Origin of the sequence: Micromonospora sp. NPDC049047 (genome assembly GCF_040649135.1) — a bacterium.
Classification (GTDB): domain Bacteria; phylum Actinomycetota; class Actinomycetes; order Mycobacteriales; family Micromonosporaceae; genus Micromonospora.
Map to the genome: position 1 here is coordinate 93,111 of NZ_JBEZEY010000021.1, position 20,268 is coordinate 113,378.

The window sequence follows — 20,268 nt, forward strand, 5'->3', positions numbered from 1 at the left end:
GGTCAGCGTCGTCGGCTCTGGTGCTGCACCGCCTGCCGCCCCTTGAAGAAGGCCCAGACGATCACGATCACCAGCGCGATCACACCGATGATGGCCAGCCAGCGGACCGCTTCGAGGACCAACCCGAGCAGGATCAGCACACCGGCGACGACGCCGACGACCCAGAGCAGCGCACGCATCTCGACCTCCTGTGACCGGCCGCGCCTGGTGCGGCGGCCCGTTCCAACGTTCCCCGTCCGGCCGACACCATGCCGATTGGTCGGCTCGGGTTCCGACGCCCGCTCGTGTGAGGTCAGGGGCCGGTACGCGCCACGTAGACGGTGTTGGCCGATTCGCCGCCGGTCAGCGGATTGGCGAACGGCACGACGTGTGCCCGTACGCTCGCGAACACCTCGCTGAGCGTGTCGGTGAACCCGGCGTCCGGCGGATCGTCCGACCAGAGCGCGAACACCCCCTCCGGGCGCAGGTGGGCGGCCAGGCGGCGTAGACCGGTCGCGTCGTAGAACGCGGCGTGGCTCGGATGCAGCACGTTGCGCGGGGAGTGGTCGACGTCGAGCAGCACGGCGTCGAAGCGCCGCCCGGGCAGGTCGGCGTCGAAGCCGGTCGCACCGGCCACCGCCGCGAAGAAGTCGGCCTGCGCGAACCGGGTCCGCGGATCCTCGGCGAGCCCCGCCGCGAACGGCAGCAGACCCCGACGGTGCCAGTCGATCACGTCCTCGATCGCCTCCACCACAAGCAGCGAGCGAACCCGTGGGTCGCCAAGCGCCGCGCAGGCGGTGTAGCCCAGCCCGAGACCGCCGACCACCACGTCGAGCGTGTCACCAGCCACCTCGGCGAGGCCCAGCCGGGCCAGCTCGATCTCCGCGACCGGGAACAGGCTGGACATCAGGTACTCGTCGTCGAGCTTGACCTCGTACACCTCGACCTGGAGGGCCGGATCCCGGCGTCGGCGCAGGCTGATCGCGCCGATCGGGGTCTCCCGCCAGGCCAACTCCTCGAAACGCGCGCCCACGGGTGCCCTCTCGCCGCCGGATTCGTCCCCGGATGCTACCGGTTGCCCCGCACCGGACACGCAGGGTCCCGAGACATCGACGCAGCGCATATCCTGTGCCCCGGCCGATCCACCGGAAGGGACCTCATGCCGTCGCGGCAGGACCAGCTGCACTCCTACCAGTTCAGCGTCCAGCGGGCGGTCGCCGCTCTGGTCATGCGGGAGACCGACCCGGCCCAGTCGCCGTTTCGGCGGCTGGCGGGCGCCGGCCTGGCCAGCGTCCTGGTCGCGGCGATCGGGCTCGGCGGCTCCGCGCTCTACGGCCTGTTCGCCGGTGGCGGCAAGGGCTGGCGCGACCCGGGCGCGGTGGTCGTGGAGAAGGAGTCCGGCGCCCGGTTCGTCTATCGCGAACAGAAGCTGCACCCGGTCCTCAACTACGCCTCGGCGCTGCTGATCGTCGGCGCCGACAGGTCCAAGACCGTGCTGGTCTCCCGCCGCACGATCGACGGCGTGCCGCGTGGGCTGCCGCTGGGCATCGCCGACGCGCCGGACTCGCTGCCCGCTCCCGGCCGGCTGGCCACGGAGGGGTGGACCGTCTGCTCGACGGCCCCGGCGGGCGAGGCGCCCCGCTCCGCGCTGCTGATCGGCACCGAGCCCGGTGGCGGCCGACCACTCGGCGACGAGGCGTTGCTGCTGCGCCACCCCGACGGCGGGCTGCACCTGGTCTGGCATCAGCGGCGCTACCTCGTCCGCGATCCCAGCCGGGTACTGGCGGCGCTCGCCACCACCCGCGCGCAGGCGGTGGCGGTGGCGCCCGCCCTGCTCAATTCGCTGCCCGCCGGCAGTGACCTCGCCCCGCTGGACCTGCCCGGGCTGGGTCAGCCCGCCAGCCAGGTGCCGGACGCCGCGATCGGCACTGTCTACCTGGTGAGCAACTCCGGTGGCGGCCGGCAGTACGCGGTGGCCGTCGACGCCGGCCTGGCCGGCATCACCGAGTTGCAGGCCGGCCTGCTGCTGGCGCGCACCGGGCAGGGTGAGCCGGTGCCGATGACGTTGGGCCGTTTCGCCGCGCTGCCCACGGTGCCCGACCTCGCGCCGAGCGGCGCGAACGCCCCACCGCCGACCCCGCCCCGGCTCGCCGCCAGCGACGAGGGGGCTCTCTGCACCCGCGTGGCCGACGACGGTGGGGTTGGCGAGGTGCGCTGGGGCGTAGCGCTGCGGGACCTGTCGACAGCGCCGCGCACCGCGCCCGGCGGCGGCGCGGTGCTGGCCGACCACGTGGTGGTGGAGCCGGGCCGTGGCGCGGTGGTCGAGGCCGCCGCGGCGCCCGGCGCGTCCGGCGGCGCGGTGTCCGTCATCACCGACCTGGGCCGACGCTACGTGCTCGCGGACCGGGAGGTGCTTGCGATGCTCGGCTACCGCGATGTGCGCCCGCTGCGGCTGCCCGCCGGGCTGGTCAGCCTGGTGCCCGCCGGCGCCACCCTGGACCCGGCCGCCGCTCGCGCGGTCGCCGCCCCGGACTGAGGGCGCCGCCGCCCGACCGGGGCCGGGTCGGGAGTCAGTCGGCCGGGCGGCGCAGGATGCTCACCGCGAACGGCGCGTCGTCACGCCACGGGCGCAGGTCCCAGGTGGCGAAGCGCTGCTCCACCCGCAGGCCGGCGGCCACCGCGTCGGCGTCGAACGCGGTGAGCGGGTAACCACGCTCGGTGCCGAAGCCCACGGTGAGCACCCCGTCGGGCCGCAGGTGCCGCGCGACCCGGCGCAGCACCTCCGGTTCGGTGCCGACAGCGACGAAGGCGAGGACGTTGCCGGCCAGCACCGCCGCGTCGAACGGCTCCGCCTCACCCATCGCCGGCAGGTCCAGCTCGGCCAGGTCGGCGACCAGCCACGTCGGGCCCGGATAGTCGGCGCGGGCGGCAGCCACCAGCGCCGGATCGGCGTCCACCCCGACCACCGTGTGCCCGCGCTCGGCCAGCGCGGCACCGACCCGGCCGGTGCCGCTGCCGGCGTCGAGGATCCGCGAGCCGGGCGCGACAAGCGCGTCCACCAGGCGGGCCTCGCCGGCCAGGTCCGCGCCCTCGGCCGCGAGTTTCCGGAACCGGTCGATGTACCACTGTGAGTGCTCGGGGCCGGTGTCGGTCGCCCAGCGGGTCGGGTTGGCCATGTGGCCACCGTAACCGGGGCGGTGGGGATACGGCCGCGGACCCGGGGGAGACGATCATCCCTTCTCCGCGCCGCTGGTCAGCCCCTCGGTGAGCAGCCGCTCGCTGGCGAAGAAGAGGATCACGATGGGCAGGGTGAGGACTACCGACCCGGCCATCAGCACCGTTTTGGGCACCTCCACCCCGTCGGAGAGCAGTGACAACCCCAGCGACACCGTCCACCGGTCGGGCTTGTCGATCAGGAACAGCAGGGCGAAGAGGAACTCGTTCCAGGCGATCATGAAGTCGTAGAGCGCCACCGCCATGATCGATGGCATGGCGAGGGGCAGGCTGACGCGGCGGATGATGCCGAGCCGACCGGCGCCGTCGATGGCGGCGGACTCCTCCAGACTCACCGGAATCGTCTCGAAGTAGTTGCGCAGCATGTAGACCGACACCGGCAGCGTCTGCGAGATGTAGACGAGCACCAGGCCGAACAGCGAGCCGCGCAGCTCGGCCAGGCTGAACACCACGAACAGGGGGATCGCGATGACGATCGACGGAAACAGGTAGACCGCCAGGAACAGGAAGTCGACCTGCCGCCGCCCGAAGAACCGCAACCGGGCCACCGCGTACGCGCCGGGGATCGCCACCACCAGGGTGAGCACGGTCGCCGCGACCGCCACCAGGCCGCTGTTGCGGATGAAGGTGAGGAACCCCTGGCCTCCGTCGTCGGTGGCCTTCAGGACCTCGGCGTACGTCGCAACGGTCAGCTCGCCGAAGCCGACGAGCAGCGCACCGGGGTCGAGCAGCAGCTGCTCGATGGGGCGCATCGAGAGCACCAGCATGTAGTAGAAGGGGAAGACGGTGACCACCAGGAACGCGGCGATCACCAGGCGGCGCAGCCAGCGCAGGCTGACCGTCTCGACCACGTCCCGGTCCATCAGCTCACCCTCCGTCCGAAGAAGCGCAGATAGATCACCACGAACACGATGAGCACCACGGCCAGCACCACCGCCTGCGCGGAGGCGGCACCGATGTCGGTGCGCGCGGTAAGGAACTCGTAGACCCGCACGCTGACCACCTCGGTGCCGGCGGCGCCACCGGTGAGCAGGTAGACGTCGTCGAACTTGTTGAATGTCATGATGAAGCGCAGCACGCCGAGCAGGGCGATCACCGGCAGCAGTTGCGGCAGCAGGATGTGCCGGAACCGTTGGGTGGGGGTCGCGCCGTCGACCCGGGCGGCCTCCTCCAACTCACCGGGCACCGCCTGGAGCCGGGCCAGCAGGAACAGGAACGCGAACGGGAAGTACCGCCACGCCTCGAAGGCGATGACAGTGCTCAGCGCTGTCGACTCCTGGGACAGGAACGGCACCGGGGCGTCCCAGCCCAGCAGGCGTTGGCCCCACGCGTTGACGATGCCGAGCTGCGGATCGAGCATCACCTGCCACACGAAGGTCACCGCGACCACCGGCGCCACGTACGGCAGCAGCATGGACGCCCGGACCAGCGTGCGGCCCCGGAACGGTCGGCGGACCACCAGGGCGGCCACCAGACCGAGCGCTATCGACCCGACGGTGCCGCCGATGCTGTAGATCAGCGTGACCCACAGCGTCTCGGCGAAGCCGGGGGTGTGCAGCACCCGGTCGAAGTTGTCGATTGTGAGATCGCCGAACAGGCCGGTCTTGCGCAACGTGGCGAGCCGGACCCGCTGGAAGGCGAGCACCACGGTCCACACGATCGGGATGCCGATGACCGCGATGGTGACGAGCAGGGTGGGTGCGACGAGCGCGAGCCCGGCCCGGGACTCGCGCCGGCGCAGGGTCAGGGGGCGACGGCGGCCGGCCCGTCCCGGCCGCTCCCGGCTGGGGGAGCGGCCGGTGTCGGGCGCGGTGGTGGTCAATTGACGCCCGCCTTGATGGCCTCGACGTCCTTCTTGGCCCGGCCGGCGGCGGCCGCGGCGTCGGACTTGCCGGAGTAGACGTCGCTGAGCGCCTTGGGCACCGGTAGCTCACCGAGCATCGCGCCGACCAGCTTGCCCTGCCCCTGGGTGAGCCCCCACCGCTGGAAGGTGTCCGGGCTGCGGCGCAGGGTGGCGAGCACCTCCTCGCCGAACACGTCGACCAGTGGCTTCTTCGCGTCCACGCCGGCCTGGCTGGTGTTCCACTGGGTCAGGTATGCCTCGGGCTCGGCGGGGGTGCCCTTGCGCACCGGGAAGCGACCCTCGGGGGACATCCCGAACCACCGCGGGTAGCCGTCACCGAGCATGTACTCCACGAAGGACTTCGCCGGGTCGGCTACCGCCCCGTCGAGCACCGCCCAGGAGCTGATCTCGCCGTACTGCGCCGGCTCGGTGCCGTTCGGGCCCTTGATCGCGGTGACGAACCCGCTGTTCTTGGCCAGGAACGTCGGGTCGGCCTGGCACTGCGGGCAGGTCGGTTTGGCGTCGTTGCGCAGCCCGGCCAGCTCGTCGAGGATGAAGGGCGACCAGATGACCATGGCCGCCTTGCCGGCGAAGTAGGTGGCCCGGGTGGTGTCCACGTCCTGGGCGCCCTTCACCGAGCTAGTCCGGATCAGGTCGCCGTAGAAGCGGATCGCCTCGACGCACTGGGGCGAGTCGAGGGTGACCTTCCCGGCGTCGTCGGTGAGCTGGCAGCCGTTGGCCAGGGCCAGGTGCTCGAAGGTCTGCTGGGTGAACACGTCGCTGGCGGAGGTCGCCGCGGTGATCCCGGCGACGCCGCCGGTGTTGAGTTTCGCCGCGGCGTCGGTGATCCGCTCGTAGGTGTCCGGGGCGGGCAGGCCGGCGGCGGCGAACAGGTCCTTGCGGTAGACGAGCAACTGCCCCCACCCGTCGCTGGGCACGGCGAGCTGCTTGCCGTCGTCGGCTGTCAACTCCAGTGCCCGGGGGGAGAACGTCTGCTTGCCCAGCTTGTCGACGACCTCCGCGTTCGCCGAGGCGTGCAGCAGCTCGTTTCCGGCGAGCGTGCGGATGCCGGCCAGGGAGACCGAGCCCACCACGTCGGGCAGGTCGCCGGCGGCGGCGTTGGCGGCGATCAGGGAGGGGAACTGGTCCTCGTTGACGGTCACGAGGTCGACCTGGATCCCGGTCTTCGCGGTGAAGTCGGCGATGATCGCCTTGGTGGCGGTGACCCGGTCGGCGACGTCTTCCAGGCTCCAAACGGTGATCTTTTTGCTGTTGCTGTCGGATCCGTCATCTCCGCAGGCCAGCAGGGTGGACGCTGCCAGTGCCATGATCAGGGTGGTGGCGAGTATCCGCCTCGGAGGTACTGACATCGGTGGCACTCCTCTCGAAGGGTACATGCCGGATTCAACAGCATCGATAGATCAATGGCAAGACATATGGCGATTTTTTGCTATCCTGGAGCCCAGTGCTACCGGGATGTGACACATGGGCAACTGGGTCGTCTCTCTCGCCGGGCCTCGACGGATCAGCCTCGAGCCCTGTCCACCAGATCCGCTCGGCCCCGGGCAGGTCCGGGTCCGCACCTGCTACTCGGGCATTTCCGCCGGCACCGAGCTGACCCTCTACCGGGGCAGCAATCCCCGGCTCAGCAAGGACTGGGACGACTCCGCCCGGATGTTCGTCCCCCGCCAGACCCCGGTTCCCTACCCGCTCATCGGCTTCGGCTACGAGGAGGTCGGCGAGATCGTCGAGGTGGCCCCCGAGGTCACCGACCGGCACCCGGGGCAACTGGTGTGGGGCATCTGGGGTCACCGGGCCGAGGCGGTGCTCGCCGCCGGCGCGGTCCGGCCGCTCCCCGCCGGGCTGGACCCGCTCGCCGCCGTCTTCGCCCGGCCCGGTGCCATCGCGCTGACCGCCGTACTCGCCGGTGACCTGCACCTCGGTGACTGGGTCGGTGTCTTCGGGCAGGGCGTCATCGGGCTGCTCGCCACCCGGCTCGCGGTGCTCTCCGGCGCCCGGGTGGTGGCCGTCGACCCGGTGCCCGGCCGGCTGGCGCACGCCGTCGACTACGGCGCCAGAGCCACAGTGGACGCCCGCACCGACTCCGCCGCGGCCGTGCTGCGTCGGGCCACCGACGGCCGGGGCGCGGACGTCTGCCTGGAGTTGTCCGGGGCGTACCCGGCGTTGCACGAGGCGATCCGGTCCACCACGCACGCCGGCCGGGTGGTGGCCGCCGGCTTCTACCAGGGCCAGGCCGACGCGCTCGGCCTCGGCGAGGAGTTCCACCACAACCGCATCCAGCTGGTGGCCGCCCAGGTCTCCGGGCCCACCCCCGCGCCGAGCATGGCCGGCCGGTGGACCGGAGACCGGGTGGCGCAGACCTTCATGGATCTGGTGGCTGAGCACAGCCTCGACCCGCTGCCGCTGGTCAGCCACATCGTCGACGCCAGCGCGGTCGCCGACGCCCTCGCGCTGCTCGACCGCGGCGCCGGTGACGTCCTCCAAGTGGTGCTGAGGTTCTGAATGACCACCATCGCGCTCGCCTGTCAGGAACAACTCCTGCCGGGCACCGACCTGACCCAGAAGTACGCCCTCGCGACCGCACTCGGCTACCAGGGCATCGAGTTACGCGGGCGCGGTGACCTCGCCCTCGCCCGCCGGCTGCCGGAGCTGCGCCGGGCCCGCGCCGCCGGGGCCGTGCTGCCCACCGTCTGCGTCGAGATGGACCACTTCATCGGCGACTTCGACAGGGCCCGCTCCGCCGACGCCGTGCGGAACCTGCGCTCGCAGCTCTCGGTCATCGCCGAGCTGGGCGGCGTCGGGGTGATGACCCCGGCGGCCTGGGGGATGTTCTCCCGCCGCCTACCACCGTTCGAGCCGCCGCGTCCGCCGGCCGGCGACCGGCAGGTCCTCCTCGACGCCCTCGGCGAGCTGGGCGAGCACGCCAGGGCCGAGGGGGTCACCCTCTTCCTCGAACCCCTCAACCGGTACGAGGACCACATGGTCAACCGCCTCGACGAAGCGGTGGCGCTCTGCGCCGCCGTCGGGATGCCGTCGGTCCGGGTGGTCGCCGACACCTTCCACATGAACATCGAGGAGGACGACATGCACCGTGCGCTGCGGGCCGCCGCGCCGTACCTCGGGCACGTGCAGGTGAGCGATTCGAACAGGTACCAGCCCGGAGCCGGGCACCTGGACTGGCCCGCGCTGCTGCGGACCCTGCTGGAGCTGGACTACCGGGGCTGGCTGGCCCTGGAGTGCCGGCTGCGCGGCGACCCGGTCCGGGCCCTGCAACAGGCCGCCACGGTCCTGCGGCACGCGCTGCCCCGCGAGGCCGCGGCGTGACCGCCGGAGGCGTGACAGCCGACGCCGACCCCGCCCGCACCGGTGGGCCGGCCGACATCGCCGGGCTGCGCCAGCTGGCTGTCGACACGCTCGACGCCAACTGGGAGCGGGACCACACAGTGCCCTCGCGCACCCTCTACCCGCACCAGTGGAGCTGGGACTCCGCGTTCATCGCGATCGGGTTGGCCCAGGTCCGCCCCGAACGCGCCTGGCGGGAGCTGACGAGCCTCTTCCGGGCGCAGTGGGTCGACGGGCGGGTCCCGCACATCGTGTTCAACCCGGCGATGCGGGTCGGCACGTACTTCCCCGGCCCGGAGCTGTGGCGCTCGGCGAGCGTCGCCGGCACGCCCGCCGTGGACACCTCCGGTCTGGTCCAGCCACCCGTGCACGCGCTCGCCGCGTGGCTGGCGTACCAGCGGGCACCTGATCGCGCCGGCCTGACCGCGCTGCGCCGGCTCTATCCCGCGCTTGTCGCCCAGCAGCGCTACCTGGCGACGCGGCGGGACGTGGCCGGTGCCGGGCTGGTCTGCATCGTGCACCCGTGGGAGTCCGGGTTGGACAACAGCCCGGCCTGGGACGAGCCGATGGCCGCGGTCGCGGCGGAGGCGGCCGTCATGCGCGCGTACCGTCGGCACGACACCGCGCACGCCGACGCCGCGCACCGCCCCACCGACCTGGACTACGCGCGCTACCTGGCGATCGTCGCGGCCTACCGGGACCACGGCTACTCCGACCGCCGACTGGCCGACACGCACCCCTTCCTGGTGGAGTGCCCGCTGTTCAACGCGGCGTTCGGGTCCGCCGAACACGCCCTCGCCGAGATCGCTGTGCTCGTCGGCGCCGATCCGGGGCCGCACCGGGCCCGCGCGGCCCAGGTCACCGAGGCGCTGCTACGACGGCTCTACGACCACGACACCGGAACGTTTCAGCCCCGTGACCTGCGCACCGACCGGCTGGTCAGCGCCCGTACCGTGCTCGGGTTGACGCCGCTGATCCTGCCCGACCTGCCCGCCCGGCAGGCCGACGCGCTCGTCGTCGAGGCCCGGTCGGCGCGGTTCGGGGTGGCCCTGCGGATGGACCGGCCGTTGCCCACCTACGACCGCACCGCCGGCGACTTCGAGCCGCTGCGCTACTGGCGGGGGCCGAGTTGGCTCAACATCGGCTGGCTGGTCCGGCGCGGGCTGCTCACGCACGGGCACCCGGAGTTGGCCGCCGGACTGCGCCGCTCGATGATCGACCTGGTCGGGCGGGCCGGCTGCCACGAGTACTTCCACCCGGACACCGGCGCCGGGCTGGGCTCACCGGCGTTCAGCTGGACGGCCGCGCTGCTGCTCGACCTGCTGGCCGAGTGACCGCGCGACGGCCACCGGCTGGTAGCGTGCCCGGTCTTCGACCGGAAGGGGTGGCGTGCGCGAGATCGACAAGGTGGCCTGGATCCTCATCGAGGACGGGCGGGTGCTGAGCACCCGGTCGGCGGGCAAGGACGTCTGGTACCTGCCCGGCGGCAAACGTGAGCCGGGCGAGACCGACCTGGCGACCCTGCGTCGGGAGATCGCCGAGGAGCTGAGCGTCGAGGTGGACGTGCACGACGCGGTGCACCTGGGCACCTTCACCGCGCAGGCGCACGGGCACGCGGGCGGTGTCACAGTGCGGATGACCTGCTACCGGGCCGGGTATCGGGGACAGTTGCGGCCGGCCAGCGAGATCGCCGAGATGGCCTGGCTCGGCTACGCCGACCGGCACCGCACCTCACCTGTCGACCACCTCATCTTCGACCACCTGCTGGCGGAGGACCTGCTGCGCTGACGGAGCAGTTTGTCGCGGCCGGCGGAGGGTAACCGCCCCGACGTGACCGACCGCGACGGGTTCCCGTACTTCGTCGACGCGGTGTCCCGCCGCTCCGGCCTGCCGCCCGAGCAGGCCGCCGCACTCGCCCGCGCCGTACTCCGGACGCTGGCCGAGCGGGTGACCGACGGCGCGTCCGACGACCTCGCCAGCCACCTGCCGAACGAGGTCGACGGCTACCTGCGCGGCCCGGCACCGGAGCCCACCCACCCCACCGGCCCGGCGCCGAATCGCGCCGGGGCTGTCGGAACGACACTGGAACCGGCCGTAACCGACGGACCGGATGACGGCGTGGACGGGCTGAACACCGGGGTGCGGCTGGAGGTCGGTGACGCCGCCGCTGTCGCTCCGCCGCCGGACCCCGGCCCGGCGGAGTTCCTGCGCCGGGTGGGCGAGCGCGCCGGAGTGGACCCGGCGACCGCCCGCGCCGGAACCGGCGCGGTCTTCGGCACGTTGCGCTCGGCGATGACGGTACGCGAGTTCCGACAGTTGGTGTCGCGACTGCCGCGCGAGGACGGCGGGTCAGCAGCCGGGCGACACCTGCCCTGACCGGCCACGACCGCCCGGCGCACCGGACCGCCGTCTGGCACCCGGTGCGCCGGACCGCCGCTGGCACCCGGTGCGCCGGACCGCCGTCCTGGCAGCCGGTGCAGCCGGCGGAGTGCGGGGCTCACGTCGCGGATTCGGACAGTTCCTGTGGGTCGGTGACCCAGGCGGAGAAGACCGGCACCCCGTGCCACGGCCCGGTGGTCCCGTCCGGCCGGGCGTCGGTGGCGACGGCCACCACCGCGTACGGGTGACCGAAGCGCAGCTCCGCGGTGCGGGCCACACCCTCCGGCGGCAGGCTCACCGTGCCGAACATCCCGGTCACTGCGGCTGCCTCGAAGCCGTACCTGTCGTAGCGGGCCAGCGCCGTCTGGCGGGCCGCGAAGCCCTGCACCGGTTGGGCAAGCGCCCTCGCCAACGCCGCGGTGGCCGCCGGAAAGCCCAGCGCCGCAACGCTCAGATCGTGCCCGCTGCGGGCCGACCAGCAGGGGAGCACCGCGGTGTGCCGCTCCTCCCGACCGTCGCGGGCCCGGGTCCGGACCCGTTCCTCGCTCAGTGTCCACAGCGCGGTCTCGCCGAGCGGCAGGTCGAACAGCGATCGGCTGCCGGCCGGAGGCGTGCCGTCGGCCGCACCGGCGCTGAGACCGTACGCGATGGACAGCACCTCGGTGGCCGGCACCTGCGGCGCGGCGGCCACCGAGAGGACGACCAGCCCGGCCCCGTCGTTGCTCTGCGCCGGCGCGGCGTGCACGATCACGTCGCCCACCCGCGGACTGGACACGATGGCGCACCGGTGGCCGTGGCTCGGGCTGCGCAACACCTGGCGTAGCCGGGATGCCCAGGCGCTGTCGACACCGAGCGCGTGGGCGTCGGCGCTGTCGAACGGGGTCGCCCAGGAGATTCGGGTGGCCAGCGCGCTGGCCAGGGCGAAGACCACATCCGGGCTGACCTTCAGCGGGAACGTGTCGATCAGGCCATCGGTGTGCTCGCGCGCCCAGGCGTCCAACCCGGCCTGGTCGGGCAGCGTGCCGACCTCGGTCGTCGCCGGCAGTGCGGCCCGCCAACCGGTCGGCCCGCCGCGCTGCTCCCCCCGGCGCCAGAGCGCGGTGGCGGACGCGACAAGCGGATGCGGCGCGTCAAGCAGCGTTCGGGCGACCTCCGCCGCGCTGCCCAGGTCGGTGCCCAGCGCGCGAGCCAGGTCCTCGGCGGCCGGGTCCTCGGCGGCCGGGTCGGCGTCGGCCGCGGCGGCGCAGACCGCGAGCAGCAGCCAGGCGCCGAGCGGGGAGGCGACGTGGTGCCCGTCGCCGATCGTGGCGTGCAGACGCGCGGCGTAGGCGGAGAGCGGCCCGTGCAGATCGGTCGTCATGCCCCCACTCTGCCCGCCGGCCCGGCTCACGACCACAACTCGAACGGCTCGTCGATCTCCGCACCGGCCAGGAACGGCGTGATCAACCGGGGGAGTTGTCCAGGGTAGAAGCGGTCCCGGCTGGCCACCACCTCCGGCAGCGGCCACCAGCGGAAGCCGAAGTAGTCCTCCCGCTCGTAGTCGAGCCGGTGCGACTCGTCGACGTCCGGGCCGGGACCTGCCAGTCGTACCGTGACGATCACCTCGTCCTGCACGTGCCGCACCTGCCGGTGCAGGAAGCTCGCCCGCCGGCGCCAGGTCGGGGCACCCACCTGGTCTGCGGTGACCTCGATCCCGGTCTCCTCCCGCAGCTCCCGCACCGCCGTGTCGCGGTAACCCTCCCCGGAGTCCATGCCGCCGCCCGGCAGCTCCCACCAGGTGCCCAACCGGGGGTGGTCGGGGTCCTGGGTGTGGAACAGCAGCACCCGGTCGGTGCCGTCGGTGACCACCACCCGCACCGCGCGCCGCTGCAGGATCGGCAGGTCGTCGGGTATGTCAATCATCGGTCCAGTCTGCCGCAGCAACTCCCACTCGGACGGCCGGGACGGCGGCGGGTAGGCTGCCCGCCGTGGCTGGTCTGTTGAGGAATGTCGCGGCTCGTATCTCCCGGGTGGGCGCGGTCATCCCGTCGCCCCGGCGGACCGGGCCGGCACCCGCGCAGGTCGCCCGCCGCCGCCAGGTGAGCGCGTTGCAGCGACGGGAGCTGACCTACGCCCCGGAGCGGGACGGTCAGGCCGACCCCGGCGAGATCGTCTGGACCTGGGTGCCCTACGAGGACGACCCCCGGCAGGGCAAGGACCGGCCGGTGCTTGTCGTCGGGCGGCACAGCCGGACGCTGTTCGGGCTGATGCTGTCCAGTCAGAGCGAACGGGACGGGCAGCGGCACTGGTTCGCGCTCGGGCCGGGCGAGTGGGACCGGGACAACCGGCCGAGCTGGGTCCGCCTGGACCGGGTCCTCACCATGCGGGAGGACAGCATCCGCCGCGAGGGTGCCGTGCTGGACCGGCCCCGCTTCGACCGGGTCGGGCAGGCGTTGCGCGCCGGCTACGGCTGGCGCTGACCGCGGTCCGCCCGGGTCGGCCGGCGGGGTGGCCGGATCAGCCAGCCGGTCGGGGTCAGGTGCGGGCCGGGCCGTGGTGATCAGGTCGACGTGTGGCTCGGGCCGACCGCCGCGCTCCGCGCGTCGGGCGGTGGGTACGGCTGGTCGGCGAGCAGCCGGGCCAGGTGCGCGGTGTTGAGTGCCAGGGCCTTCGTGGTGCGGCCGGTGGTGTCGGGCTTGGGACCGGCGTCGCGGTAGTCCACCTTGTGCAGTGCCTCGCCTACCCAGTAGGTCGCGGCGGCGGCGGCGAGGGTGAACCCGACCTCGTTCAGTGCCTGCTGCACCTGGCCGATGGTGTGGTGCGCGCCGTCCTCGTTACCGACCACCGCGACACCGGCCACCTTGCCGTAGGTGAGCAGGCGGCCCTCGGCGTCGGTCTCGGAGAGTTCGGCGTCGAGGCGTTCGAGGACCATCTTGCAGACGCTCGACGGCTGACCGAGCCAGATCGGGGTGGCGATGACGAGCACCTGGGCGGCCAGCAGTTTGGCCCGGATCACCGGCCAGCCGTCGCCGTTGCCCTCATCCGTCGACACCCCGAAGCGCACGTCGTGGTCGACCACCCGGACCAGTTCGCCGGTCACGCCCTGCGCGGCCAACTCGGCGAGCACCTCCCGGCCGAGCTGCTCGGAGCTGGACGGGGCCGGGGACGGCTTGAGGGTGCAGTTGAGCACGAGGGCGCTGATGCCTGCCACGTCGGTTCCCTTCGGCCGTCGATGAGGGCGACCGCCTTCCCATACCCGGGGGACGGCGCAACGAACATCACGGCTGCCGACGGGGACCCGGCCGAGCGCGCCCGGGGCGGTGTGATCATCCGCGGTCGGGTGTCGCCGGTCGTCCTGGACCCTCGCCGACACTGCGGGCACCGAACAGACAAAGGCAAGGAGCAGACCCGCCCCTTGCCTCTTCCAACGTATATCGCACCAGGGGTCTTGCCGCAAGACCCCTGGTGTGCTGCAGAATCTCCTCCCGGGCCGCAAACCTGGGAAAATCGGGGGATTTCATGATTGACGTGATCATTGCTGGCGGTGGGCCGACAGGTCTGCTGCTGGGCAGCGAGCTCCGGCTGCACGGGGTGCACACGCTCGTGCTGGAGAGGGACGCGGAGCCGACCAGGCACGTGCGTGCGCTCGGCCTGCACGCGCGCAGCATCGAGGTGCTGGACCAGCGCGGCCTGCTGGAGCGGTTCCTCGCGCTCGGCACGCAACACCCGGTCGGTGGTTTCTTCGCCGGCATCGCCAAACCGTCGCCGGGTGGACTGGACAGCGCACACGCGTACGTCCTGGGCATCGCGCAGACCACCACGGACCGTCTGCTCAACGAGCACGCGAGCGACGTGGGGGTGCGGATCCGACGCGGCTGCGAACTGGTCGGGCTCAGCCAGGACGACGACGGGGTGACTGTCGAGCTGGCCGACGGCACACGGTTGCGGACCCGCTATCTCGTCGGCTGCGACGGCGGCCGTAGCACGGTGCGCCGGCTGCTCGGCGTCAACTTCCCCGGTGAGCCCAGCCGGGTCGACACGCTGCTCGGCGAGATGGCGGTGACCGCAGCACCGGAGACGGTCGCCGCCGTGGTCGCCGAGGTCCGCAGGACGCATTTCCGGTTCGGTCTCGGGCCGCTCGGGGACGGCGTCTACCGTGTCGTCGTACCCGCCGACGGGGTCGCCGAGGACCGTTTGGTCCCGCCGACCCTCGCCGAGTTCGCGCAACAACTGCGGGTGTACGCGGGCACCGACTTCGGCGTGCACTCACCGCGCTGGCTCTCCCGGTTCGGCGACGCCACCCGGCTGGTCGAGCGTTACCGCACCGGCCGGGTGCTGCTGGCCGGCGACGCGGCGCACATCCACCCGCCCACCGGTGGCCAGGGGCTCAACCTCGGCATCCAGGACGCGTTCAACCTCGGGTGGAAACTGGCCGCGGAGGTCAACGGCTGGGCGCCGGACGGGCTGCTGGACAGCTACCACACCGAACGGCACCCGGTCGCCGCCGACGTGCTTGACAACACCCGCGCGCAGATGGAGTTGCTGTCACCCGACCCGGGTCCGCAAGCGGTCCGCAAGCTGCTGGCGGAGCTGATGGACTTCGAGGACGTGAACCGCCACCTGATTGAGAAGGTCACCGCCCTCGGGGTCCGCTACGACTTCGGTGACGGTCACCCGCTGCTCGGCCGTCACCTGCGGGATGTGCGGCTGACCCAGGGGCGTCTCTACGAGCTGACGCACGCCGGCCGGGGACTGCTGCTCGACCAGACCGGCCGGCTCTCGGTCGACGGCTGGGAGGACCGGGTCGACCACGTGGTCGACGTGAGCGAGGAACTGGACGTGCCCGGTGTGCTGCTGCGGCCGGATGGGCACGTGGCGTGGGCCGGTGACGACCAGGCGGGCCTGCTGGGCCAGCTGTCCCGGTGGTTCGGCGCACCCGCCAACTGAACCGGCGGCCGTGTCGATCGGTCCGCCCCGCCGATCCTGCGGTGATCGGGGTTGGTGCCGATGCGGGTGCGTGGCGTGACGACGGCGTCGGTGGTGGCGGCGCCCGCGTGACCAACCCCGGCGGGGTGCGCGGTCAGCGCTCGACCAGGCGGGCGATGTCGACAAGTTGCCGGGGCGACCGGTCGCCGCCGAGGCTCTTCGCCTGGTACATGGCCGCGTCGGCCCTGCTGAGCGCGTCGGTGAGCTGGGCCGGACCGGTCACCGGGGCGAGCCCGACGGACGCGGTGACCCGGACGCTGCATCCGCTCAGCCGGATCGGCGCGGCGACGGTCTCGCTGAGGCGACGGGTGGCGTGCTCGATCCAGCGCCGGTCCACTGTGGGGGTGGAGAGCAGCCCGGCGAACTCGTCGCCGCCGAGACGGGCGACGAGGTTGTCCCCGGCGAAGCCGGCGAGCCGCTCCGCCACACTGATCAACACCTGGTCGCCGGCGGCGTGCCCGTACCGGTCGTTGATCTGCTTGAAGTCGTCCAGGTCGAGCACCACGGCGATCAACGGCTCGCCGGCGGCGTCGGTGAGCAGGGCGGCCGCCAGGCGGTAGAAGGCGCGGCGATTGGGCAGCCCGGTGAGCGGATCGTGGCTCGCGGCGTGTCGCTCGGCGGCCAACTCGGCGTGCAGGTGCCCGATCTCGGCCTCGGCGCGCAGCGCCCGTCGGCGCAGTTGCCAGGAGGAGAGCAGTGCACCGGCGGCACAGATGCCGGACGCGACACTCATCGGATCCGGCACGAACCCTCCCATCGCCTCGACCGCCTCCAGCCTGGGTCAACGTGGCGTGCCGCGTCGGGGCCACGTTTTGCCTGATGGTTGCCCCTGTGGGGGTAACTCAAAGTGAACGGATGGCCACCGATCACGTGCGTTATCATGCTCGCCGTCCGGTGCAGATGCAATAGCAGATGCACGTGCATGACCGTCCAATGTCGATATGGCACCCTCCTCGCCGTCACCGCTCCTCCCACGGCCACCGGCGGGCTCGTGAGCAGAAAGACGTCTCCATGCAGCAGCCACCCAATGGCGTACCGATCCACCAGTTGCCTCCGTTGAGCTGGCAGAAGAGCCGCCGCAGCAACCCCAGCGGCAACTGTGTCGAACTCGCCGAACTGCCCGGAGGAGCGGGCATCGCGGTCCGCAACTCACGGCACCCGGAGGGGCCGGCACTGATCTACACGGTGGACGAGATCACCGCCTTCGTGCTCGGTGCCCGCGACGGCGACTTCGACCACCTCATCAACTGACCCGTTCGTCAGTCGGAGTGTCCCGGCGACGGGACCGAATCACCGGTCCGGAGGAGTACACCTCACTGTCGGTTCATGGCATGCTTACACGTCGGTCGGGCCGGGGTGCCCGACCATCACGGGTAGGTGTCCGGAGGTCCGCACGTGACGATGGTTCCCGCCGAGGGTGGCCCGACAACCGGGCCGACGGTGCTCCGGATGCTGCTCGGCGCCCAGTTGCGCCGTCTGCGGGAGTCCAGCGGGGTGACCCGCGAGGGCGCCGGCTGGGAGATCCGCTCCTCCGAATCCAAAATCAGCCGGATGGAGCTGGGCCGGGTCGGTTTCAAGGAGCGCGACGTCGCCGACCTGCTCACCCTCTACGGCGTCACTGCGGAACACGAGCGTGACGCCCTGCTCAAGCTCGCCCGAGACGCCAACAGTCCCGGCTGGTGGCACCGCTACGGTGACGTGTTGCCGAGCTGGTTCCAGTCGTACCTCGGCCTGGAGGCCGCAGCCGCGCTGATCCGCAGCTACGAGGTGCAATTCGTGCCCGGCCTGCTGCAGACCCGGGAGTACGCCAGGGCGGTGGTGCTGCTCGGGCACGGCACTGCCGGTCCGGGCGAGATCGACCGACGCGTCGCCCTGCGGATGCAGCGTCAGCAGTTGCTGTACCGGGAGAGTCCGCCGCAGCTCTGGGCCGTGGTGGACGAGGCGGCGTTGCGTCGACCGATCGGTGGCCCGGACGTGATGCGTGGCCAACTCACCGCACTCATCGAGGCGACCAAGTCACCGACCATCCGGCTCCAGGTCATCCCGTTCGCCGCCGGGGGCCACGCCGCCGCCGGGGGCGCCTTCACCATCCTGCGCTTCGGTGACCAGGAGCTGCCCGACATCGTCTACATCGAACAGCTCACCAGCGCGATCTACCTCGACAAGCGCGACGACCTGGACTACTACGCGGTGGCCATGGAGCGGCTCTGTGTCGAGGCCGAGCCACCCGAGCGTACGGCGGAGATCCTCGGCCGGCTGTTGGACGACCTCTATCCCGCGTGATCGTCGGGTGAGGGCCACGGCCCCGCCTCGCTGGCACTAGCATGGTCCACGAACGGCGACAGTGGACACATGTCATTGCGGGAGCTGCCTTGACCACCGATGCTGCGGGCACCACGGCTGGCTCGCCGAGCGACCGGATCGACACCTCGGTGGCGCACCCGGCCCGCCGCTACAACTACTGGCTGGGCGGCAAGGACAACTTCCAGGCTGATCGGGAGTCCGGCGACGCGATAACTGCCGCCTTCCCCAGCGTCCGCATCGCCGCCCTGGAAAACCGTCGCTTCCTGCAACGTGCGGTGGGCTACCTGGCCGGTACGGCCGGGATCCGGCAGTTCCTGGACATCGGCACCGGCATCCCGACCGCCGACAACACCCACGAGGTCGCCCAGGCCATCGCTCCGGAGTCCCGGGTGGTCTACGTGGACAACGACCCGATCGTGCTGGCCCACGCCCGCGCGCTGTTGAGCAGTTCGGCGGCGGGTGCCACCGCCTACATCGACGCCGACCTGCGGGACCCGCAGCGGATCCTCGCGCACCCGGAGTTGAGCCGCACCATCGACCTGTCGCAGCCTGTCGCGCTCATGCTTGTGGCGGTGCTGCACTTCCTGTCCGACGACGACAACCCGTACGCGCTGGTGCGGCAGCTGCTCGACGTGCTGCCGGCCGGCAGTTACCTGGTCGCCTCGCACGGCACCGACGACCACCTTCCGGCTGCGGTCGCCGCGGACTTCAGGGCCAAGGCCCGCGGTGGCGGCCCGCACGGGCTGATCAACCTGCGCAGCCGTGCCGAGTTCAGCCGCTTCTTCAGCGATCTCGACCTGGTCGAGCCGGGCATCACGTCGGTCGCCGAGTGGCGGGTGCCGAGCGACGGGCAGCCGCGTCCCTCGACCGCCGAGGTGGGCATGTACGGCGGGGTCGCCCGCCTGCCCTGATCCGGTCGGGTGACAGTGCCGGATCGGCACGGGCCTGCTGACGTGCCCCGCCCGCCATGCCGGCCAGCTCGCTGTGCCGTCCCGGTTGGCCGCCGTCGACGGCGGGTGATGCCGGTGTTCCGAGGCGTCGCCGAGTTCCGGGTTGGATTCACGTATTGACCTACGGCGACGGGCCGAGCTAGTCTCTGTATCGATACAGACTGGATCGATACAGAGAGGTGCCGGTGAAGCCAACACTGCAAGCCGTGGCCGATGCCGTCGGCGTCTCCCGCAGCACCGTGTCCAACGCCTACAGCCGCCCCGACCAGCTCTCCGCCACCCTGCGCGAGCGGATCCTGGACGCCGCCCGGCAACTCGGCTACCCCGGTCCCAACCCCACCGCGCGTTCCCTGCGCCGGGGCTTCGTCGGGTCGATCGGTGTGCTGTTCACCTCCCAGCTGTCGTACGCCTTCACCGACCCGTTCGCGGTCCGCTTCCTCGCCGGGATCGGCGGAGCCGCCGCGCGACACGGCACGAGCATGCTGCTGGTGCCGCTGCCGCCGGCCGTGCCCGACGCCCGACGGGCGGTGGAGAACGCCGCGGTCGACGGGTTCTGCGTCTACTGCGTCGCCGACGAGGAATGGGCGTTGGACGTCATCCGCCAACGCGGGTTGCCGTTCGTCAGCACGGCCCCCCGCGACAACGCCGGCGCCGACGAACGGTTCGTCGGCATCGACGAGCGGGCCGCCGCGCACAGTGCCGGCGTGCACGTCGCCGGCCTCGGTCACCGTCGGGTGGCGCTGCTCGCCGACTCCGTGCTGCCCGACGCGCCGTCCGGCCCGCTGACCCTGGCCGGGGTCGACCAGGTGCCGCATCCGACCACCCGCGGCCGGCTCACCGGGTTCGCCGACGCCTTCGCCGAGGTCGGCGTCGGCTGGGCCGAGCTGACTCTGGTCAACGTCCCCGGCAACAGTCGCCCGGCGGCAGCCGCGGCCATCGCCGGTCTGTTCGACAAGCCCGCACCGCCGACCGCCGTGCTGGCCGGCTCCGACGTCCTCGCGCTCGGCGTGCTGGACGCCCTGGCCGCGCGGCCGGCCCATGATCGTCCGACCGTCTCGGTGACCGGCTTCGACGACGTCCCCGAGGCCGCCGCGGCCGGCCTCACCACGGTCCGCCAGCCCGCCGAGGAGAAGGGCCGGATCGCCGCCGAACTCCTGCTCGAACCGCCAGCGGACGCTGCGGCCGGCCATGTCTTGTTGCCCACCGAGCTCGTCGTCCGGGCCTCCACCGGACCTGTCCCGAGGAGTTGAC

The 20,268-nt window shown here is 72.3% G+C and carries 22 protein-coding genes; 12 read left to right on the forward strand and 10 right to left on the reverse strand.

Annotated features, from left to right (window positions below; genetic code table 11):
- Positions 1-2: 2 nt before the first annotated feature.
- Together AB0B86_RS26535 and AB0B86_RS26540 are read right to left on the reverse strand one after the other, a co-directional pair.
- Complete coding sequence (locus tag AB0B86_RS26535) at positions 3-179, reverse strand: hypothetical protein (RefSeq protein ID WP_357411400.1); 177 nt, start codon at positions 177-179, stop codon at positions 3-5.
- Positions 180-292: 113 nt separating this feature from the next.
- Positions 293-1,012, reverse strand: coding sequence for a spermidine synthase (locus AB0B86_RS26540; RefSeq protein ID WP_357411398.1), 720 nt, complete (start codon positions 1,010-1,012; stop codon positions 293-295).
- A gap of 126 nt (positions 1,013-1,138) precedes the next feature.
- Between AB0B86_RS26540 and eccB the strand changes: the two genes are divergently transcribed.
- Positions 1,139-2,515: a type VII secretion protein EccB gene (gene eccB / locus AB0B86_RS26545; RefSeq protein ID WP_357411396.1), complete on the forward strand. Its 1,377-nt coding sequence runs from the start codon at positions 1,139-1,141 to the stop codon at positions 2,513-2,515.
- Positions 2,516-2,549: 34 nt separating this feature from the next.
- Here the strand turns inward: eccB and AB0B86_RS26550 are convergent, their stop codons facing one another.
- The 4 genes from AB0B86_RS26550 to AB0B86_RS26565 are packed head-to-tail and all read right to left on the reverse strand — an operon-like array spanning position 2,550 to position 6,426.
- Positions 2,550-3,155 (reverse strand): class I SAM-dependent methyltransferase, encoded by a 606-nt coding sequence (locus tag AB0B86_RS26550; protein WP_357411394.1) that lies wholly within the window; start codon positions 3,153-3,155, stop codon positions 2,550-2,552.
- A gap of 54 nt (positions 3,156-3,209) precedes the next feature.
- Positions 3,210-4,076: a carbohydrate ABC transporter permease gene (locus tag AB0B86_RS26555; RefSeq protein WP_357411391.1), complete on the reverse strand. Its 867-nt coding sequence runs from the start codon at positions 4,074-4,076 to the stop codon at positions 3,210-3,212.
- Positions 4,076-5,035 carry a sugar ABC transporter permease gene (locus AB0B86_RS26560; protein WP_357411389.1) on the reverse strand — a complete coding sequence of 320 codons (960 nt, stop codon included), beginning with the start codon at positions 5,033-5,035 and terminating at the stop codon, positions 4,076-4,078. Before AB0B86_RS26560 ends, AB0B86_RS26555 begins: the two co-directional genes overlap by 1 nt.
- A complete protein-coding gene (locus tag AB0B86_RS26565) occupies positions 5,032-6,426 on the reverse strand; it encodes an extracellular solute-binding protein (protein ID WP_357411387.1) in 1,395 nt (464 codons plus the stop codon). The genes AB0B86_RS26560 and AB0B86_RS26565 overlap by 4 nt, the downstream gene beginning before the upstream one ends.
- A 115-nt stretch (positions 6,427-6,541) precedes the next feature.
- Between AB0B86_RS26565 and AB0B86_RS26570 the strand changes: the two genes are divergently transcribed.
- From AB0B86_RS26570 to AB0B86_RS26590, 5 genes are read left to right on the forward strand one after another with little or no spacing between them, the layout of a single operon-like run.
- Positions 6,542-7,579 carry a zinc-binding dehydrogenase gene (locus AB0B86_RS26570; protein ID WP_357411384.1) on the forward strand — a complete coding sequence of 346 codons (1,038 nt, stop codon included), beginning with the start codon at positions 6,542-6,544 and terminating at the stop codon, positions 7,577-7,579.
- The gene (locus AB0B86_RS26575; RefSeq protein WP_357411382.1) at positions 7,580-8,401 is read left to right on the forward strand and encodes a sugar phosphate isomerase/epimerase family protein; all 822 of its coding nucleotides are present in this window, start codon (positions 7,580-7,582) and stop codon (positions 8,399-8,401) included.
- Positions 8,402-8,457: 56 nt separating this feature from the next.
- Positions 8,458-9,753, forward strand: coding sequence for a hypothetical protein (locus AB0B86_RS26580; protein ID WP_357420051.1), 1,296 nt, complete (start codon positions 8,458-8,460; stop codon positions 9,751-9,753).
- Between the two features lie 55 nt (positions 9,754-9,808).
- Positions 9,809-10,207, forward strand: a complete 399-nt coding sequence (locus tag AB0B86_RS26585; protein WP_357411378.1) for an NUDIX domain-containing protein — start codon at positions 9,809-9,811, stop codon at positions 10,205-10,207.
- A gap of 42 nt (positions 10,208-10,249) precedes the next feature.
- Positions 10,250-10,795: a DUF2267 domain-containing protein gene (locus AB0B86_RS26590; protein ID WP_357420047.1), complete on the forward strand. Its 546-nt coding sequence runs from the start codon at positions 10,250-10,252 to the stop codon at positions 10,793-10,795.
- 121 nt (positions 10,796-10,916) lie between these two features.
- Here AB0B86_RS26590 and AB0B86_RS26595 read toward each other — a convergent pair whose 3' ends face one another.
- Both AB0B86_RS26595 and AB0B86_RS26600 read right to left on the reverse strand, forming a co-directional pair.
- Positions 10,917-12,158: a hypothetical protein gene (locus AB0B86_RS26595; protein WP_357420048.1), complete on the reverse strand. Its 1,242-nt coding sequence runs from the start codon at positions 12,156-12,158 to the stop codon at positions 10,917-10,919.
- A gap of 26 nt (positions 12,159-12,184) precedes the next feature.
- Positions 12,185-12,700, reverse strand: a complete 516-nt coding sequence (locus tag AB0B86_RS26600; protein WP_357411372.1) for an NUDIX domain-containing protein — start codon at positions 12,698-12,700, stop codon at positions 12,185-12,187.
- A gap of 65 nt (positions 12,701-12,765) precedes the next feature.
- On the opposite strand from AB0B86_RS26600, the gene AB0B86_RS26605 reads away from it, so the two are divergent.
- Positions 12,766-13,257 (forward strand): type II toxin-antitoxin system PemK/MazF family toxin, encoded by a 492-nt coding sequence (locus tag AB0B86_RS26605; protein ID WP_030336385.1) that lies wholly within the window; start codon positions 12,766-12,768, stop codon positions 13,255-13,257.
- Between the two features lie 80 nt (positions 13,258-13,337).
- On the opposite strand, the gene AB0B86_RS26610 is transcribed toward AB0B86_RS26605, so the two are convergent.
- Positions 13,338-13,988, reverse strand: coding sequence for an NAD(P)H-dependent oxidoreductase (locus tag AB0B86_RS26610; protein ID WP_357411370.1), 651 nt, complete (start codon positions 13,986-13,988; stop codon positions 13,338-13,340).
- A gap of 308 nt (positions 13,989-14,296) precedes the next feature.
- Between AB0B86_RS26610 and rox the strand changes: the two genes are divergently transcribed.
- A complete protein-coding gene (gene rox / locus AB0B86_RS26615; protein ID WP_357411368.1) occupies positions 14,297-15,724 on the forward strand; it encodes a rifampin monooxygenase in 1,428 nt (475 codons plus the stop codon).
- 133 nt (positions 15,725-15,857) lie between these two features.
- On the opposite strand, the gene AB0B86_RS26620 is transcribed toward rox, so the two are convergent.
- Positions 15,858-16,508, reverse strand: a complete 651-nt coding sequence (locus AB0B86_RS26620; protein ID WP_357411366.1) for a GGDEF domain-containing protein — start codon at positions 16,506-16,508, stop codon at positions 15,858-15,860.
- A gap of 266 nt (positions 16,509-16,774) precedes the next feature.
- Between AB0B86_RS26620 and AB0B86_RS26625 the strand changes: the two genes are divergently transcribed.
- The 4 genes from AB0B86_RS26625 to AB0B86_RS26640 all read left to right on the forward strand — a co-directional run bounded on the left by AB0B86_RS26625 (position 16,775) and on the right by AB0B86_RS26640 (position 20,267).
- The gene (locus AB0B86_RS26625; protein WP_030490204.1) at positions 16,775-17,014 is read left to right on the forward strand and encodes a DUF397 domain-containing protein; all 240 of its coding nucleotides are present in this window, start codon (positions 16,775-16,777) and stop codon (positions 17,012-17,014) included.
- 144 nt (positions 17,015-17,158) lie between these two features.
- The gene (locus AB0B86_RS26630; RefSeq protein WP_357411363.1) at positions 17,159-18,046 is read left to right on the forward strand and encodes a helix-turn-helix transcriptional regulator; all 888 of its coding nucleotides are present in this window, start codon (positions 17,159-17,161) and stop codon (positions 18,044-18,046) included.
- Positions 18,047-18,135: 89 nt separating this feature from the next.
- Complete coding sequence (locus AB0B86_RS26635; protein ID WP_357411361.1) at positions 18,136-18,978, forward strand: SAM-dependent methyltransferase; 843 nt, start codon at positions 18,136-18,138, stop codon at positions 18,976-18,978.
- A 245-nt stretch (positions 18,979-19,223) separates the two neighbouring features.
- Complete coding sequence (locus AB0B86_RS26640; protein ID WP_357411359.1) at positions 19,224-20,267, forward strand: LacI family DNA-binding transcriptional regulator; 1,044 nt, start codon at positions 19,224-19,226, stop codon at positions 20,265-20,267.
- Position 20,268: the final 1 nt, after the last annotated feature.